The sequence below is a fragment of the Rhizobium quercicola genome, from assembly GCF_021168455.1.
In the GTDB taxonomy this organism is placed as follows: Bacteria; Pseudomonadota; Alphaproteobacteria; order Rhizobiales; family Rhizobiaceae; genus Ferranicluibacter; species Ferranicluibacter quercicola.
On record NZ_JAJOZR010000013.1, the window covers coordinates 119077 to 137745 of the forward strand.

At 64.5% G+C, this 18669-nt stretch carries 13 protein-coding genes and 1 tRNA gene; 8 read left to right on the forward strand and 6 right to left on the reverse strand.

Translation table 11 applies throughout. The features are described from left to right. Positions 1-32 precede the first annotated feature (32 nt). Entirely contained in the window at positions 33-1265 is a 1233-nt protein-coding gene (locus tag LRX75_RS19210) for a hypothetical protein (RefSeq protein ID WP_231816260.1), read from the reverse strand. A gap of 368 nt (positions 1266-1633) precedes the next feature. Here LRX75_RS19210 and LRX75_RS19215 point away from each other — a divergent pair, with 368 nt between their 5' ends. Next, on the forward strand, positions 1634-1999 hold the full coding sequence (locus LRX75_RS19215) for a hypothetical protein (RefSeq protein ID WP_231816261.1): 366 nt from the start codon (positions 1634-1636) through the stop codon (positions 1997-1999). A 355-nt stretch (positions 2000-2354) separates the two neighbouring features. Further along, complete coding sequence (locus LRX75_RS19220; RefSeq protein WP_231816262.1) at positions 2355-4325, forward strand: methyl-accepting chemotaxis protein; 1971 nt, start codon at positions 2355-2357, stop codon at positions 4323-4325. Between the two features lie 295 nt (positions 4326-4620). Here the strand turns inward: LRX75_RS19220 and LRX75_RS19225 are convergent. Then, positions 4621-4697, reverse strand: a tRNA-His gene (locus LRX75_RS19225). A 136-nt stretch (positions 4698-4833) separates the two neighbouring features. After that, complete coding sequence (locus tag LRX75_RS19230) at positions 4834-5271, reverse strand: phasin (RefSeq protein ID WP_231816263.1); 438 nt, start codon at positions 5269-5271, stop codon at positions 4834-4836. Between the two features lie 257 nt (positions 5272-5528). Between LRX75_RS19230 and LRX75_RS19235 the strand changes: the two genes are divergently transcribed. Next, positions 5529-9578, forward strand: coding sequence for a sensor histidine kinase (locus LRX75_RS19235; protein WP_231816264.1), 4050 nt, complete (start codon positions 5529-5531; stop codon positions 9576-9578). A gap of 310 nt (positions 9579-9888) precedes the next feature. Here LRX75_RS19235 and LRX75_RS19240 read toward each other — a convergent pair whose 3' ends face one another. The 3 genes from LRX75_RS19240 to LRX75_RS19250 all read right to left on the reverse strand — a co-directional run bounded on the left by LRX75_RS19240 (position 9889) and on the right by LRX75_RS19250 (position 12600). Next, on the reverse strand, positions 9889-11841 hold the full coding sequence (locus tag LRX75_RS19240) for an acetoacetate--CoA ligase (protein ID WP_231816289.1): 1953 nt from the start codon (positions 11839-11841) through the stop codon (positions 9889-9891). Between the two features lie 199 nt (positions 11842-12040). Beyond that, positions 12041-12280, reverse strand: a complete 240-nt coding sequence (locus LRX75_RS19245) for an SMc00767 family acetate metabolism repressor (protein WP_062595051.1) — start codon at positions 12278-12280, stop codon at positions 12041-12043. A 71-nt stretch (positions 12281-12351) separates the two neighbouring features. After that, positions 12352-12600: a hypothetical protein gene (locus tag LRX75_RS19250; RefSeq protein ID WP_231816265.1), complete on the reverse strand. Its 249-nt coding sequence runs from the start codon at positions 12598-12600 to the stop codon at positions 12352-12354. Positions 12601-12815: 215 nt separating this feature from the next. On the opposite strand from LRX75_RS19250, the gene LRX75_RS19255 reads away from it, so the two are divergent. From LRX75_RS19255 to LRX75_RS19275, 5 genes are all read left to right on the forward strand, one after another. Then, a complete protein-coding gene (locus LRX75_RS19255; RefSeq protein WP_231816266.1) occupies positions 12816-14225 on the forward strand; it encodes a helix-turn-helix domain-containing protein in 1410 nt (469 codons plus the stop codon). A 146-nt stretch (positions 14226-14371) separates the two neighbouring features. Further along, positions 14372-15466: a polyamine ABC transporter substrate-binding protein gene (locus LRX75_RS19260; protein WP_231816267.1), complete on the forward strand. Its 1095-nt coding sequence runs from the start codon at positions 14372-14374 to the stop codon at positions 15464-15466. 111 nt (positions 15467-15577) lie between these two features. After that, entirely contained in the window at positions 15578-16720 is a 1143-nt protein-coding gene (locus LRX75_RS19265) for an ABC transporter ATP-binding protein (RefSeq protein ID WP_231816268.1), read from the forward strand. A 5-nt stretch (positions 16721-16725) separates the two neighbouring features. Next, positions 16726-17637: an ABC transporter permease subunit gene (locus LRX75_RS19270; protein ID WP_231816269.1), complete on the forward strand. Its 912-nt coding sequence runs from the start codon at positions 16726-16728 to the stop codon at positions 17635-17637. 1 nt (position 17638) lies between these two features. After that, positions 17639-18457: an ABC transporter permease gene (locus tag LRX75_RS19275; RefSeq protein WP_231816270.1), complete on the forward strand. Its 819-nt coding sequence runs from the start codon at positions 17639-17641 to the stop codon at positions 18455-18457. Positions 18458-18669: the final 212 nt, after the last annotated feature.

Below are 18669 nucleotides of genomic sequence, written 5' to 3' on the forward strand. Positions count from 1 at the left end.
ACCGCGATGCGCGAGAGAGAAATGGCCCGCGCTTACCGAGCCTGCCCGACGACGGCCGGATCTTCGGAACCGGGTTTGTCGATGACCGGGATTTCCGGCATCGATGCTTGCGAAAACGTCGCGAAGTCGAAGGCCGGCAAGGGGCCCGAGGTCATGAGGGTGAAATCGAACGAGGATTTCCGGTCCGGACCCAGCACATATTGCCGGTGCACGCGCAGGAAATCGAGCTTGATGCGCTTGTAACGCTCCGCAGACAGAATGTGCTTCAGCCGGATCATCAATATGCGCGCCGGCGGTGCATCCGGATGGCCGCACAAGGCCACGACGGGCGCCTTGTAGAAATGGATGGAGTCCGTCAGGCACTGGACTTCCAGCCAGTCGATCCCGCTTGCGTGCGCCAGACGCCCGACGCGGGCGCGCAGGATGGTCGCCGGGCGCAGCAGCGCGCATTGCAGGATGGCCCCGCCCAGCGTGACGAACACGATGCGGCGCCCCCGCATCAGCTCCGGCTCGCGCTCCAGAAGCGCGCCTATGACATGGGCGGCGATGGTGGAGCCCATGCTGTGGGACGTCACGAGCACCTCGTCGCAGCCGGTATCCCGGGCCGTGACGAGAACCTTGCGCGCGGCCTCGATCGCCGTTTCCAGCCAGAGATCGACCTCGGGCCGATCGAGCGACGCCATGGCGACGGCGAGTTCCCAATCGGCAAAAAGGTGCAGGGTGTGGAAGCGTTCGGCCTGGGGAATCAGCACGAAGCGGAAGAGCGCCACCGCGGCCGGGGCGCTCCAGAGAAGGTTCCAGCCCGGCAGACCGAGGAGAAGCGGTGCGACGGCGGCGCCGATCGAGGCGAGGACCGCGAGCGCGACCAGCAGGAACGGGAAGAGGAAGAAGAGGCCGAAGCGCCAGGCATGGCGGAAGTAGCCGGTGAGCCCGCCGTGGCGGACCACCTGCAGAGCGCTCGCATACCCGGCGATGAGGCGGCGGTGGAGCGGCTTGTCCGTCAGCAGCGCCACCAGCCGATGATGGTCGAAGATGTGGACGCGGCTTTCCGTGTGGTGGCCTTGGCCGGTGGCCGTGACATCGAAAGCGGGGACCTCCGTGGTTTCCAGCAGCGGACCGACATGAAAATAGAGGCCCCAGACATGCGTGCTCTGCACCGCGGCCCGCGCGAAACGCGCTAGATGCGCATGGGCATCCAGAGGCTCGAAGCCCGGAAAATGCAGGACGATCCGCTTGCGGACGATCGAGGCGTCGCCATCTGTCATGGACGTCCTTTCATGGCTGTTCCGCCCGGTTCTTCCCGGCCCGGTTTTCCCGTCTGCCGGAATGCGCGCCAAGATCGACCCGATCCGGCGCGCGGCCCGATCGGCGGCACCGCGCATCCCTGCCGCCGGACTTGTTCTTTCCAAGGGCTGACGCATATTCGTGTTCGAACGCTCCATGCATCAGCCCGGAGTGTTTGGCAATCCTGCCGCGTCCCGAGAGGGCGATGTTCGGCTGCCGTTCATGTTCGAGAGCGCAGATAGCATGACGACATTTCTCTGCCGCGTCTCTTCGGGCGCACCGGCGGCGACGTCTCGTCGGTTCCGGCGCTTGCCGTTTTGCAGATTGCCACCTTGAAAGGTTGACCCCCATGCGTGCCGTCCTGTCGGTTCTTCTTCTCTCTTCCACCGCCCTTCTTGCCGGCTGCGTCGATGACGGTGCCCGCTACGACAGCGGACCCCGCTATTCGGCCAGCGGCGTCTACATCCGGGAATCGCGACCCGACGTCTATCGCGTGCCTGTCTACACCGACCGCGACCGCCGTGCGCGCTACGACCGCGACAACCGGTACGACCGTGCGCGGGACGACCGGCGCGACCGCTACAGCGACGACCGTCGCGTGCGCCGCGAGCAGGCCGACCGGGACGCCGGCGATGGGGATCGCCGCGATCGCGACGACGACCGTCGTGGCCCGGCACGCCCCGGCTATGTCTGCGAATATCCCTGCATCCGCTGATCTCGATCGCTTCGCAACAGGACGGGCGGGGTGAAACACCCCCGCCCGTCTGCGCGTTTGCACGCGGGCGCCGTCCTTCGGACCTACCCCAAATATCCGCCCGCCCTTGCACGCCGGCGATAAAGAGTTGCACACACCATATATTAGTCGTTCAAAATTCAAACTTTCTTTAGACTACCGTATTAAAACTACACTGGTCGGTTGCAGGCATGATGCCCGCACGATCCATCCCAGCATATGACGCATCGCTCGTACCGTCGGCCTCCCACGTCGATCGGGCGTATCTGCGCGGTATCGGCTCCGGATCACACTGGCATGTCCCCGTTTTGCCCCCCAACACGCGTTGAGAGAGCCCATGTCCTTTTTCCAGAATGCCAAGGTCGGCACCAAGCTGATGATCACGTCCGGGATCAGTATCCTGCTTGTCGTCGGCATCATTTCCAACCAGATGATCAGCGATGCGAAGACGGCGGAAGCCAATGCCATCCTCGAGCGCGAACAGATCGTTCTCGACGGCGTCGTCAACGCGAAGCTCGCCCTGAGCAACATGCGGTTCGCCTCGCGCGGTCTTCGCCTCGTCACCAGCGAGGCCGAGACCCAGAAGGCGACGACCGACGTCCGGGCCTATTACGACAACGGCATGGCCGGGATGCAGAAGCCCATCCAGGTCGCGCCGGAGCGCGATACGCTGAAACAGATCGCCGCGCGGCTGACGGATTACGAGACGATTTCGGAAAAGCGCTCGGTCGATGTGCTCGCGGCCTTCCAGAAGGTCGGCGGTCGCAAGCTGACGCTCGAGGAAATGGCGGCTGCCGTCGCCAACACCGCCGCCGACAACACCAAGGTCGCGGAAACCGCCAGCAAGCTCATCAACGACGCGGTGAAGGACGCCACCGAGATCACGGCCGATGCGAAGGCATCGCTGAAAGACATGGTCGCGCAGGCCCGCACGGTCTCCCTCGCCATCAACAGCGCGATCATCCTTATCCTCATCGCTTCCGCGGCCGTTCTCGTGCGCAGCGTCGGCCGTCCGATCCGCGTGATGACGCAGGCCATGCGCCAGCTGGCTGCCGGTCAGACCGACATCGATCCCGGCAATACCGACCGGAAGGACGAAATCGGCGACATGGCCGGCGCGGTCGAGGTGTTCCGTCAGTCCGCCATCAGCAACAAGCGGCTCGAGCAGGAGGCGGAAGCCGCCCGTGCCCATGCCGAAGCCGAGCGGACGCGCCTGACGGCCGAAGCTGAAGCCGCCGCCCGCGAGCGCATGCAGCAGGCGACATCGGGCCTCGCCACAGGCCTGCGCCGTCTGGCTTCCGGCGATCTCGGCTTCCAGCTCGACCAGGCTTTCGCACCGGACTTCGAGGCGCTGCGCCACGACCTGAACGGTGCGATCGGCCAGCTCTCTGCCACGCTTCTCTCCGTCGCCCAGGCGACGACGCAGATCGACACGGGAACCCGCGAGATCAGCCAGAGCGCCGACGACCTCTCGCGCCGGACGGAACAGCAGGCGGCCTCGCTCGAGGAAACCGCAGCCGCCCTCGACGAGATCACCGCCAATGTGACCAACTCGTCCAAGCGCGCCGAGGAAGCCCGGTCGATCGCCGTGCAGGCCAATGCCAGCGCCGGCCAGTCCGGCAAGGTCGTCGCCGATGCGGTCGATGCCATGCAGAAGATCGAGCAGTCGTCCGATCAGGTCGCCAACATCATCGGCGTCATCGACGAGATCGCCTTCCAGACCAACCTGCTGGCGCTGAACGCCGGCGTGGAAGCGGCACGTGCCGGCGAAGCCGGCAAGGGTTTCGCCGTGGTCGCCCAGGAAGTGCGTGAACTCGCCCAGCGCTCGGCCAAGGCCGCCAAGGAGATCAAGGATCTGATCCGCAACTCCTCGGTCGAGGTGCAGAGCGGCGTCAAGCTCGTCAGCCAGACCGGCGAAGCCCTCAAGACCATCGAGGACTATATCGTCACCATCAACCAGCACATGGACGCCATCGCGACATCGGCCCGCGAACAGTCGGTCGGGCTGTCCGAGGTCAACACGGCCGTGAACCAGATGGATCAGGTGACGCAGCAGAACGCCGCCATGGTGGAAGAAAGCAATGCCGCGAGCGCGGCCCTCGCCGGCGAAGCCGAACGCCTGCGCGACCTCATCAGCCGCTTCCAGTTCGGTGATGCCAACCGCGCCTCGGCACGGACCACGCCCCCCGTCGCCGCCGCCAACGCCACCCACCGCCCGGCAGCCTCCCCTGCCCGCAAGATGACCGCCCAGATCGCCCGCTCCTTCTCCGGCAATGCCGCCGTGCAGCAGACCTGGGAAGACTTCTGATCCCATCTGAACGGAACGAACGCACAAAAACGCCACCCGCGAGAGTTCGCGGGTGGCGTTTTCCGTTGGTGGTGTGCGGGATGTTTTGGGGGTGCGCCTGCGGATAAAACCGAGGAAAGACCCTGACCGGGGCTCGGACGCAGCCACGAAGACGCGGACCGCTCCATGCAACCGATCGACGCTAAGTGCCTGTGGAAAATTCCGAGTGGAGTCTGTGCGAGGGCATAATCGCGATCGAGCGCGATCCAGCGCATAACGCTGCATGATCCGCTGTTTTCATCGCATTGTGGAAAAATGGTACGGTTGGGGGGTCTCGAACCTCCGACCTCAGGTGCCACAAACCTGCGCTCTAACCAACTGAGCTACAACCGCACGAACAAGCATGTCGCTTGGCCGCGTCATTACGGCCATGGGTTCGGTTTGGCAAGTCCGAACTTCGACTTTCGGCCAAAAAACCGGGCGGTTTCCCGTCCGGTTCCGGATGTGAGGGCCTTTTCAGGCGGCAGGGTCAGGCGCGGGGGATGCTGGACAGGGCCTTTTCGGCGGCGTCCTTGGTTGGCTTGACCAGGTTTTCGGCGACCTTGCGGGTGGTTTCCTGCATGGTGCGGGCCTGTTCCATGGCAAGCTCGGCCTGCTTGCGGATGAAGGCCGTCTGAAGTTCGAAGACCTCCGACAGGGATTTGCAGGCGATCAGCGCTTCCATGTGCGACAGCGATGTTTCCGCATTGGTGCGCAGCGCGTCGATCGCCTTCAGGCTCAGTTCGACCGTGCCGGACTGGGCGCTCTCGACCGTGGCTTCGATCGTCTTGCCGGCCTCTTCGGCGGCTGTCTTCATCTTGGCATAGGCTTCGCGCGACTGGGTTGCGCCTTTTTCCGCAAAGTCACGGAAGGTTTCCGTCACCTTGTTGGGGTCGAACGTCGAAATGGAGAAGATGTCCTGAGTCATCGGAGTGTCCTGTCTGGCGGCGGCTCGTAGCAGCGGATTTCGGGTTCCGAATGCCTTCTACACAGATTTATGGTGCAGTGCAACATATTTTTGCACTGCACCATGTGTCGTTTCGTTACATTAACCTTGCGTTAGGAAAGAGGGCGGTTTTCACTGCGAAAACGATGCTCAAGCTGGACCCTTCCGGGGGTCGCGGATATTAATAGTCTATTAACGCATCCGGAGACCCGAGACCTCCGCCAGAGCCGGATAGAAGAATGCCCGTGAAATCCTACCCCTTCATCGACATTGCCGTTCATGAACGTGTTCGGGATCACTTCGCGCGTGGCGATGCGGCCATTCTGTTTGCGCCCGACCTTTCGCGTGTGCTCTGGTCGAACGGCGAGGGTGCGGCGCTCTTCGGGCTGGGCTCGATCTACGACTTTCTGGACGGGGGTCCGGGCACCGCCAGCGTCGCCTTCCGCCAGCTGCAATCGACCGCGCGCCAGCTGCGCGAAGCCGGCGACACGCGCAGCTTTCTCATGCGCATGTCGGCCGGCTTCCGGAGCGTGACCGTGACGGCGGCGCTCGCGCTGATCGACGTGCGCGCCGGCGAACGGGCGATCCTCTTCACCGCGCCGCGCCTTGCGCCGTCACGTGCCGGCCAGACCGTGCCGGTGGCGGAAACGGCCGCGCGGATGATTTCCGGCTTCGACGATCCGGATACGCATATGGCGGTGCTCGACGGCCAGGGGGTGGTGCTTGCCGCGTCGCCGCAGTTCCAGGCGCTCGGCATGACGCAGCAGACGCTGTTGTCGCTGGTCGACGCCGTGGGCCGGGATAGCGACTGGCTGCTGAAGCGTCCCGTGCCGACAGGCAAGGGAACGCTGCCGGCCGCCATCGGCAAGGTTTCGGCCGAGCCGGCGCTTCACCTGCTTTTCGCGGTGGAGACGATCCTCGGCCATATGGATGCGACCAGCGACTTTAACGTGCCGGTGGACGCGGCGGCCTCGGCCGCTGTTGCGGAGCCGCCGGCGAGCGCCGAAGCCGCCGATCTGGACGTGCTGGACGCGGTCGATACCGCCGATGTCGAGGCACGCGACAGCCATGTGGAGGCCGAAGAGGTCGCGGCCGATGGTGTCGCGCCGATCGAGAGCGTGGATGCCGCGGCGGATGGTTCGTCAGGCGACGACGCGCAGGACGGCGAGGACAGCGTCCTGGCTGCCCCGGGCGACGAGGCGCTGGACCCGGTCGAGGATGCTCCGGTGGCGGAAGAGCCTGCGGAGGTTTCGCCTGTTGCCGACGAGGTCGCGGACCTGAACGCGGACGACAGCAGCGGCCTTGCCGATGACGACGTTTCGTCGGCTGGTGACAAAGAGGAAGGTTTACCGCAGGCGGCCGACGAAGCGGTCGCTGCGTCGAATGAGGTACCGGCCGCAACGGGGTCCGAGGGCGGTGACGATGTCGCCCTTGCAGAACCCGCCGCTTTCGCCTTCGACCCGGCGATGCGGTCGATCCGCTTCGTCTGGAAGATCGGGGCGGACGGGCGTTTCAGCGAGATTTCGCGCGAATTCGCGCTGGCGGTCGGCCCGCAGGCTGCCGATGTTCTGGGGCAGAGCTTTGCGGATCTCGCCGCGCGCTTCGCGCTCGATCCCGATGGCACCATCGTCGAGCTGTTGAACCGGCGCGACACATGGTCGGGCAAGACGGTGCTGTGGCCGGTCGAGGGCGAGGCGCTGTGCGTTCCGGTCGATCTCGCCGCCTTGCCGACCTATTCGCGCAACCGGGAATTCGACGGCTTCCGCGGCTTCGGCATTGTGCGAGTGTCCGATGCGGTTTCGGACCCGGCGGCGCGCGGGCTCAACCTTGCCGATCTGCCGAGCCTTGAGGATGAGGCAGAGCCGGCGCCGCAGGACGCAGCGGTGTCCGGCGACGTCAGGGACGAGACCCCTGCCCTGCCGGACGCAACGAACGCAGGCGATGCACCGCGCGAGACGATCGAGGACGACGGCGCGTTCTTCGTTGCGGCGGATGAGGACCTCTCCTTGTCGGACGTGGCGGACGCACCCGATGTGGTTGACGATGATCTCACTCCCCTCGCGGATGGGCTTCCGCGCGACCCGTTCATGGGCGAGCGTCCGGCGCTGAAGCTGGTGGAGACGCCCGCGCGGCGGCATTCGGACAAGATCGTCCCGATCGACGATGCCCGCCCCACAAGCACCGAAACGCTGACGCGCAGCGAACAGGCCGCCTTTCGCGAGATCGCCCGGCAGCTGACGACGACCTTCGGCAAGCGCACCGAGCCGGTGGCGCCGCCGATCGAAGGCGACGAGGCCGCCGCGGACGGAGCGGCAGAAGCAGAGCTCGGCCGAAGCGATGCGACCGCCGAGGACCGGAACACGGACGAGGCCGCTGCCGGCACGCCGGATCAGGTCGAGGCATCGCAGGACGGCATGGCGCAGAGCGACGAGGCTGTCGCGACATCCGAACCCGTGCAGGACGACGAGGGCGCGCGCGCCGATCTCCTGCCCGGTGAGACGGTCGCGGATGCCCCCGCCGCGACGCCAGCTGCGGACGACGCTGTCACGGACGAGACGTCGGCGGTCGAGGCCGACGCGCTTGCCGCCGAAGGTCTGTCGGAGCCGGTTGGCGCACCGGAGAACGCGGCGCAGGCCAGCGAGCCTGTGCAGAACGCCATCGTCGAGAACGACAATGGCGCTGGCGACCGGGATGAGGTGCTGAGCCCGGCCATGATCGATCGGCTCGACAGCGCGGTGCTGATCCACAGCGGCGACGAGCTTTATCACGCCAATGCCGCCTTTCTCGACCTGACCGGCTACCAAACGCTGCAGGATCTGCGCGTGGAGGGCGGGATCGACGCTTTGTTCGTCGGCGAAGACGAAGGCATTCTCGACGTCCCCCCGGGCGCGATGATGATGATCCGCAATGACGGCCGGCTGCTGCCCGTGACCGCGCGGCTGCAGGCCATTCCCTTTGACGACAAGGGCGTGGCGCTGATGATGTCGCTGGCTCTGGTCGAGACGTCGCCCGCCGATGCCGCACCCGTCGCGGACGACGGGCAGCCCGATGGCGAAGGCGTCGCGGAGATCGCCGAAAGCGCTGCGGATGCCGCCGAGACGGTCGAGTCCGGTTCGCCGGCAGTGACCGATGACGCCGCGATTGCCGCGGCCGAGGCGCGGGTGGACGCCCTCCGGATCGAAACCGAAGAGCTGCGCGCGATCCTGGAGACGGCAACGGACGGCGTCGTGGTGATGGGCTCCGACGGCGACATCCGGTCGCTGAACCGCTCCGCCAACGCTCTGTTCAACTACAATGATTCCGATGTCATCGGTAAGCCTTTTGCCACACTCTTCGCCCATGAGAGCCAGCGTGCCGTCATGGATTACCTCGCGGGCCTTGCCGGCCACGGCGTTGCCAGCGTGCTCAACGACGGACGCGAGGTGATCGGACGGGAGGCCTCCGGCGGGTTCATTCCGCTGTTCATGACCATGGGTCGCCTCTCCTCCTCCAGCGGCTATTGCGCCGTCATTCGCGATATCACGCAGTGGAAGCGCACGGAGGAGGAGCTGCGCAGCGCCAAGCGCGCGGCGGAGACGGCGAATGCGCACAAGACCGATTTCCTGGCGCGCGTCAGCCACGAGATCCGCACACCGCTCAATGCCATTATCGGCTTCTCCGACATGATGGCGAGCGAACATTTCGGGCCGATCGGCAGCGCCCGCTATATCGAATATGCAAGCGACATCGGCCGGTCCGGTCGCCATGTGCTGGATATCGTCAACGATCTCCTCGACATATCGAAGATCGAAGCCGGCGAGATGGAGCTGGAATTTGCGGCCGTCGAGATCAACGAGGCGGTCTCGGAGGCCGTTTCGCTGGTTCAGCCGCAGGCCAACGCGCAACGCGTCATCATCCGCACCTCGCTGTCGACCTCCGTTCCCAGCGTCGTCGCCGACAACCGGTCGATCAAGCAGATCGCGCTCAACATCCTCGCCAATGCCATTCGCTTCACGCCGTCCGGCGGACAGATCGTGGTGTCCACGGCTTACGAAACCAATGGCAGCGTGATGCTGCGCATCCGGGACACCGGCATCGGCATGACCCGGACAGAACTGGAACAGGCCATGAAGCCCTTCCGGCAGGTGACCACCGGCACGCGCATGCGGGGCGAGGGTACGGGGCTGGGTCTGCCGCTGACGAAGGCGATGGCGGAAGCCAACCGCGCGCTGTTTGCCATCAACTCGGCACCGAATGAAGGAACGCTGGTGGAAATCACCTTCCCGTCGCAACGGGTTCTGGCCAACTGACTGGTCGCGAATGCCGGGGCTCGAAAGGGAGGCAGCCATGGGCTGCCTCAAGGTAAATGCTTTCGAACACATACAATCGACATCATGTCGCAGCTCCGGCTTGGCCGGCGCAAGGCCCGTCATGGACCTGCGAGAGCCCGATCATGCCGCTGCGGACGATAAGGAAGACTTAACAACCGCTCCCTGCAATCTTGTCGTTGAAAGTCGCGATGCAACCTCTACGGCAGGCTTTCGGACGAAAGAATGCACTGACGCAGTGTGAAATTCGATCGAGCCACGGCTGACGATCTCCGTCATCGAGGCCGGGATATCAGGCCTTGAGATCCTCAAGATCGGCATAGAGATCCAGCGCTTCCGGATTGGCCAGCGCTTCCTTGTTCTTCACCGGCCGTCCATGCACCACGTCGCGAACGGCAAGCTCGACGATCTTGCCGGACTTCGTGCGCGGAATGTCGGCGACGGCGATGATCTTTGCGGGAACGTGGCGGGGGGAGGCGCCGGTGCGGATGCGCGCACGGATCGCCTTGGCCAGATCGTCATCGAGCGAGACGCCGCCGGCAAGGCGCACGAACAGAACGACGCGCACGTCGTCGTCCCAGTCCTGCCCGATGCAGAGGGCTTCCGTGACCTCCTCCATCTGCTCGACCTGGTTATAGATCTCCGCCGTGCCGATGCGGACGCCGCCGGGGTTGAGCGTCGCATCCGAACGGCCGTGGATGACGAAGCCGCCATGCGCGGTCCATTCCGCAAAATCGCCGTGGCACCAGACATTGTCGAAGCGCTCGAAATAGGCGGCACGGTAGCGCGCGCCGTCCGGGTCGTTCCAGAACAGGATCGGCATGCTCGGAAACGCCTTGGTGCAGACCAGCTCACCCTTCTCGCTCTTGATCGGGCGGCCCTCGTCGTCCCAGACATCCATGGCGAGCGCCAGCCCCGGCCCCTGGATCTCGCCGCGCCAGACGGGCTTCAGCGGATTGCCGAGCACGAAGCACGAGACGATATCGGTGCCGCCCGAAATGGAGGCGAGCTGGATATCGGACTTGATGCCCTCGTAGACGAAGGTGAAGCCTTCCGGCGACAAAGGCGAGCCGGTCGATGTGATGACGCGGAGGGTCGAAAGATCGTGCGTCTCCTTCGGCGTCAGCCCGGACTTTCTGACGGCGTCGATATATTTCGCCGACGTGCCGAACACGGTAAAGCGTTCGGCCTGCGCGAAATCGAACAGGACCGTGCCATCGGGATAGAAGGGCGAGCCGTCGTAAAGGCACAGCGTGACGCCTGAGGCGAGGCCGGTGGCGAGCCAGTTCCACATCATCCATCCGCAGGTGGTGAAGTAGAACAGCCGGTCGCCGTCCCTCAGCCCGCAATGCAGGGCATGCTCCTTCAGGTGCTGGACCAGCGTTCCCCCGGCCGAATGCACGATGCATTTCGGCACGCCCGTGGTGCCCGAGGAAAACAGGATATACAGCGGATGGGAAAACGGTAGCCGGCGAAATGACAGCGCCCGCGCCTCGAACGGCGCGATGAAATCGGGCAGCGTGCGGCCATCGGGAAGCGCGGAGGCCAGCGCATCGGCCTCTCCCGCATAGGGAATGACGAGCACGGGAATCCCGAGCCGCCCGGACACGGCCTTGACCTTCTCCGCCACGTCCTGACGCTTGCCATTGTACCAGTAGCCGTCGCAGGCGACGAAGAGTTTCGGGGAAATCTGGCCGAAACGGTCGAGCACCCCCTGCTCGCCGAAATCGGGAGAGCAGGACGACCAGATGGCGCCGAGCGAGGCCGTCGCCAGCATCAGGGCCACGGTCTCCGGCAGATTCGGCATCATGGCGGCGACCCGGTCGCCCTCCCCGATCCCGAGCGCGGACAGCGCCTGCTGCAGGCGCGACACGAGTGCGGACAGCGCATCCCAAGAGAGGCGGGACGAGACCTTGTCTTCGCCGCGGAAGACGATGGCATCGCCGCCGCCGGTTTTCCGCAGGAGGTTTTCGGCGAAGTTGAGGCTGGCATCGGGGAAGAAGCGGGCCTCGGTCATATGACCGTCATCGACCAGTGCGCGCGCGCCCTTGTCGCCCACGATGCCGCAAAAGTCCCACAGGTCGCTCCAGAAAGCGGCGCGGTCGGCGACCGACCATGCGTGAAACGCATCGACATCGGCAAAGTGCACGCGGTGCCGCTGGCTGCAGAGTGCCATGAGGGCCGTCAGCGGTTGCGCATCGATGGAGGCTTGCGACGGTGTCCAGAGCGGCTGGTCGGATTGCATCATGTCTCCCTCATACGCGGCACCCGATCTATAACACGTCGTCGCGCGGGGTAAACGGACCTTGGTGCAGCCCTGCCGATTTCACGCCGCCGCCGGCCGCTTCCTGCCGCTCGCACCCGAACGTGCGAGAGGACCGGACGGCATGACGAAGGCCCGGCAGAGGTCTTGCCGGGCCTTCGATCACAGCCGGGGGCGGGGATCAGCCACGGCCCTGGGTAACGATGACAGGGATCATCAGGTCCCCCCAGTTGCCTTCGCCGGCGTGATGGCGGGCGGAGCGGACGAGCTCGACCGAAACGCCTGCCTCGACGGCCTTCATGATGGTGTGGTTCAGGCGGTGCAGGTCGTTGGCGACCATGCGGATCGCGGCCTGCTGGTCGGTGGTCATGCTGGAAGCCTGTTCGTCTGCGCGTTCCTTGACGCGGGTCTGGATCGTCATTGTGGTCGTCCTTTCCTGGAGATCGTGAATTGGAATGCTGTAAATCGAGAATGGTGCGGGGCTTCCGACATCTAGCCGCCGCGGTGAAGGCGGGCGCGAACCACCTGGCATGCCGGATTGCCGGACAGGGCTTCCGGGGCCGTGAAGGAGGCGTCTTCACGGAGTTGCTTCCAGAGGCGGTTCGCGCCGTTCCTTGCCAGTGTCGAGCGATCGGCGACGGAGCCACGAAGGCGCGCCACATCGTCCACCGGAATCCGTCCCACGATCTTGTCAAAGCCTTGAACCAAAGCGGATGATATCGTCGTGTCAAATTTCGTCATGAGATCCTCCTCTCGCATCGACCACGGGGGTAAGGCCTGTTGGCATTCCCGTGATCCCTGCAGGGACATGTACCGGACAGCGTAATTTTTCGCCAATAGTTTCATGGTATTGTGGAGGTGAAAGAGGTTATGCTGTCTTGTCTTTTACATCACGGACCTGTAATATTGTAAAAATAGTCACAGCCAGAAACATCGTGCGCGGTGTAAATTTTGTCATGAGCGAGAACAAGATCTTTGCCGGACCGCGTGTCCGCCGTATCCGCAACGGGCTGTCGCTGACGCAGACGGCCATGGCGGAGGCACTGGGCATCTCGCCGTCCTATCTCAACCTGATCGAACGCAACCAGCGCCCGCTGACGGTGCAGCTGCTCCTGAAGCTGGCCGCCGTCTATCAGATCGACCTTGCGGAACTGCGCGGGCAGGCCTCCGACAGTCTGGGCGAGCTGCGCGCCGTGTTCGCCGATCCGCTGCTGTCGGGAGAGCTGCCGGGCGACCAGGAGCTGATCGAGATCGCGGACGCGGCGCCGAATGCGGCGATGGGACTGATCAAGCTCTACCGGGCCTACAAGGAGCAGGGTTCCCGGCTGAAGGATCTGACGAGCCTGCTGTCCGGTCAGGATCAGGCCGCAGCCCTCAGCGGCGCCCGCCTGCCGATGGACGAGGTGCGCGAGATCTTCGAGACCCGGCCCTATCATTTTGCGCGGCTCGATGCCGCCGCCGAAGCGTTCCACCAGCGGCTGGCACCCGGAGACGACCTGCAGACGGCGCTGAAGGACTGGCTGCGCCGCGACCACGGGCTGGCGGTGCGCACCCTGCCGATCCACGTCATGCCGGATCTGCGGCGCCGGTTCGATCGGCATTCGCTGCGCCTCTTCCTGTCCGAGCGCCTGTCGTCCGAGGACCAGCTCTGCGAAATCGCCATGGAGGCTGCGCATTTCGCCATGCCCGAGGCGCTGGCCGAAGAGCTTTCGGCCCTGCCGCTTACCTCCGGCGAGGCGCGGCGCATCGCCCGGTTCGAGCTGGCCCGTTATGCCGCACTGGCGCTGATGATGCCTTACGGCACCTTTCTCGACATCTGTCGGCGCGTGCAGTTCGATATCGATCTCGTACGGGTGCGCATGCGGGTGAGCTTCGAGCAGGCGGCCAGCCGCATGGTGACGTTGCAACGCGGCGGCGCGCTCGGACCGCCCTTCTTCCTTCTGGAAATCGACCATGCCGGAAACCGGCTGCGCGCACGCGGCGCGACGGGTTTTCCGCATCGGACCTTCGGCGGCGGATGCGTGAAGCTGAGCCTGCACGCGACCTTCGCCCAGCCGGGGCAGATCCTGGTGGAGCGCGCGGAAATGCCCGGTGGCGCCAGCTTTCTCCTCGTCGCCCGCACGACGGACGGGCCGCGCTCGGGCTTTGCCGAACGCGTGCGGCGCACCGCGCTTCTGCTCGGCTGCGAGGCCGGACAGGCGGGCGAGACGGTCTATGCCGCCGTGCCCGCGCCGCCGCTGGCCGCAGGTACGGCCTGCCGTCTCTGCGAACGGCAGGGCTGCCTTGCGCGCGCCGAACCGCCGGTGACCCGCCCCCTCGGGCTCGATGAAATGGTCGCCGGACTGAGCGTTTTCGACTTCCAGTAGCCAATGACGGAGGCTGTCGGCGGCGGTTCCCGTGGATGTCCGGCGCGGGCGCCCTTCGCGGGTGCGAAAGGCCTTGAGCTTCGACGGAAAGCTGCTTAACCTTTCGTTAGCGCGACCCAGGTTGCGAACAATAAAAGGGGAATAGCATGTCGTTGAAGATCGTCAGCCTGGTTACCGGCCTCATCCTGGCCGGATCCGCGGGGTTTGCGAGCGCGCAGGAGCGCGTCGTCAATGTCTACAACTGGTCCGACTACATCGATGCCAGCATCCTCGAGCAATTCACCAAGGAAACCGGCATCAAGGTCGTCTACGACGTCTACGATTCCAACGAGGTTCTCGAGACCAAGCTCCTGGCCGGCGGCAGCGGGTACGACGTGGTCGTTCCGTCCGCGTATTTTCTCCAGCGTCAGATCGCCGCCGGCGTCTACCAGAAGCTCGACAAGTCCAAGCTTCCCAATCTCTCCAACATGTGGGACGTGATCACCAAGGGCGTCGCGGTGTTCGATCCCGGCAACGAATACAGCGTCGACTACATGTGGGGCACGACCGGGATCGGCTATAATGTCGAGAAGGTCAAGGCCGCGCTCGGCACCGACGCGAAGCCCAACTGGGACGCGCTGTTCAAGCCGGAAAATGCCGCCAAGCTGAAGGATTGCGGCATCTACATGCTCGACAGCCCGACCGACGTCATTCCCTCCGTCCTCGTTTATCTGGGACTTGACCCGAGAAGCACCGCCAAGGACGATCTCGACAAGGCCGAGGAGGTCCTGCTCGCCATTCGGCCCTATGTGCGGAAATTCCATTCGTCGGAATACATCAACGCGCTGGCAAACGGCGATATCTGCGCGGCGATCGGCTATTCCGGCGACGTTTTCCAGGCGCGCGACCGCGCTGCGGAGGCGAAAGCCGGCGTCGAGGTCAATTTCTCGATCCCGGATCAGGGCGCACAGCTGACATTCGACGTCTTCGGCATCCCGGCCGATGCGAAGCATGTGGCGGAGGCGCACGAATTCATCAACTTCATGATGAAGCCGGAGATCGTCGCCAAGGCGACGAACTACGTCTACTACGCCAATGGCAACAAGGCGTCGCAGGCCTTCATCGACAAGGATGTGATCGACGACCCGGCGATCTATCCGCCGGAAGACGTGATGGCAAAGCTGTTCACCATCGCGCCGCTCGGGCCCAAGGAGCAACGCCTCGTGACCCGGTTGTGGACCAAGATCACGACAGGCCAGTAATGTCGCCAGTGACTTTGCCCGGTTTGAAAAAACCGGGCATTTTTTTGACGGCCGGGACAGATGAAACCTCATGCCCCGCCGCTTGACGCCCTCTTGAACCCAGGCATCACCATGAAGTCTCTTGGCAGCATTCGCCGCTCCTTTTCCCCCTGGACGGATCCCTCGTCCAAGCCCTTCATCTCCTTTCGCAACGTCACCAAGCGCTTCGGCGATTTCGTCGCGGTGGACGATCTCTCGCTCGATATCTACACACGCGAGTTCCATGCGCTGCTCGGCGCGTCCGGCTGCGGAAAATCGACGCTGTTGCGGATGCTCGCGGGTTTCGAACAGCCGACCTCGGGCGAGATCATTCTCGACGGGCAGAACCTTGAGGGCATCCCGCCCTATCGCCGCCCCGTCAACATGATGTTCCAGTCCTATGCCCTGTTTCCGCATATGACGGTGGAGGCCAACATCGCCTTCGGGCTGAAGCAGGACGGCATGCCGAAACCGGCGATTGCCGAGCGGGTGACGCAGATGCTGAAGCTCGTGAAGATGGAACCGTTCGCCAAGCGCAAACCGCATCAGCTTTCCGGCGGTCAGCGGCAGCGCGTGGCGCTGGCCCGGTCGCTTGCCAAGCAGCCGAAGGTGCTGCTGCTCGACGAACCGCTCGGCGCGCTCGACAAGAAGCTGCGCGAGGAGACCCAGTTCGAGCTGATGGACCTGCAACAGGATCTGGGCCTCACCTTCGTGGTCGTGACGCACGACCAGGAAGAGGCGATGACCATGGCCGACCGCATCGCCGTGATGGCGCATGGCAAGGTCATCCAGGTGGCGACGCCCGCCGAGATCTACGAGGCGCCCAACTCCCGCTTCGTGGCCGACTTCATCGGCGACGTGAACATCTTCGACGGTACGGTCTCGCGGGCGCAGGCCTCCGAGATCCGCATCGAGGCAGATGCGGGTTTCGCGATCGAGGCGGCCAGCAGCGAGCATCCGAGCGAGGGCGCAAAAGCCGGCTTTGCCATCCGCCCGGAAAAGATCCGCGTCGGGCGGCAGATGCCGGCCGGAAGCCCCGTCAACGCGGCGGAGGGCGAGCTCTGGGATATCGCCTATCTCGGCGACATGACCGTCTATCACGTCAAGCTGAACAGCGGCAAAGTCGTCAAGGCATCATCGCTGAATGCGGTGCGCGCCGTCGAGGACCCGCTCGGCTACGACCAGAAGGTCTGGATCTCGTTCGACCGGGATGCCGGCGTCGTGCTGAAGGATTGACGCCGATGAACAGGCTGCTCCCCGCCATCGTCAACCGTCTCGTGATCATCATCCCCTATGCGTGGCTGCTGGTCTTCTTCCTCATTCCCTTCGTCATCGTGCTGCGGATCTCGCTGTCGGAAACCGCCGTCGCCATGCCGCCCTATCTTCCCGTCTTCGCCTGGGCGGACGGCATTTCGGGCTTCATCGACAATGTTCGCACGTTCTCCTTCGACAACTATGTCTGGCTGACCGAAGACGCGCTCTACACGAACGCCTATCTCTCCAGCCTCACCATCGCGCTGATCTCGACCGCGCTGACGCTGCTCATCGCCTACCCCATCGCCTACAGCATGGCGAAGGCGCCCACGACACTGCGGCCGACGCTCCTGATGCTGGTGATTCTGCCCTTCTGGACGAGCTTCCTTATCCGCGTCTATGCCTGGATCGCCATTCTGAAGCCGGAAGGCCTGCTGAACCAGCTTCTCCTGTCCACTGGCCTCATCAGCGAGCCGCTGATCATCCTCAACACCAACACCGCGATCTATATCGGCATCGTCTATTCCTACCTGCCCTTCATGGTGCTGCCGCTCTATTCGGCACTGGAGAAGATGGATCACAGCCTGACGGAAGCCGCGCAGGACCTCGGCTGCACGCCGATCTCGGCCTTCTGGCGCATCACCTTTCCGCTGTCGCTGCCGGGCGTCATCGCCGGCTGCCTGCTGGTCTTCATTCCTGCCGTCGGCGAGTTCGTCATTCCCGATCTCCTCGGTGGTTCGGAAACGCTGATGATCGGCAAGACGCTCTGGAACGAGTTCAACGCCAACCGGGACTGGCCCGTCTCCTCGGCCGTCGCCGCGATCCTGCTGATGATCCTCGTCGTGCCGATCATGTTCTTCCAGAACGCGCAGTCGCGCCTCGATCGCGAGGGCCGATAGAATGAACCGCTGGTCCCGCTTCAACATCGCCTCGATCGTCATCGGCTTCGCCTTTCTCTACCTGCCGATCGTGCTGCTCGTCATTTTCTCCTTCAACGCCTCCAAGCTCGTGACCGTCTGGGCCGGCTTCTCGACCCAGTGGTACGGGCAGCTCTTCCGCAACGAGGCCTTGATGGATGCCGCCTGGGTGACGGTGCGCGTCGGCCTGCTCTCGGCCACGATCGCCACCGTGCTCGGCACGCTCGCGGCGCTCGCCATGACGCGATACCAGCGCTTTCACGGCCGGGTGCTGTTTTCCGGCATGATCTATGCGCCGCTCGTCATGCCCGAGGTGATCACCGGCCTGTCGATGCTGCTGCTCTTCGTCGCCATCGGCTTCGATCGCGGCTTCTGGACGCTGACGATCGCCCATATCACCTTCACCATGTGCTTCGTCGCGGTCGTCATCCAGTCGCGGCTGGCAAGCTTCGACCGGTCGATCGAGGAGGCCGCGCTCGACCTCGGCGCAACGCCCACAGCGACCTTCTTTCAGGTGACGCTGCCGGTGATTGCGCCGGCCGTCTTCTCCGGCTGGGTGCTCGCCTTCACGCTCTCGCTGGATGACCTCGTCATCTCCAGCTTCACCTCGGGCCCCGGCGCGACCACCCTGCCGATGAAGATCTACAGCCAGGTGCGCCTCGGCGTCACGCCCGAGATCAACGCCGCCTGCACCATCCTCATCGGCATCGTCGCCACCGGCGTCGTCATCGTCTCCCTGGTCTCCCGACGCCAGCAGATCCAGCGGGAACGGGACGAGCGGGCGGCGTTTGCTGCGGGGTGAGTTTTGATGGCATGGACAATATTCGGTATGTGCGCGATGACTGCCGATGCAGGCCGACACCCTTTTTTCCCCGTCTGGAACAAGCGCGACATGGATTGCAGGTCAACAGATCGCAGTCGCCCACCGATGTTCGACCGCGCATCCTTCGAGCCCAGCTTCCGTTAGCGCTCCGACGATCGGGGGCAAGCCCACGCTGTCGCCCTCGGCATCGT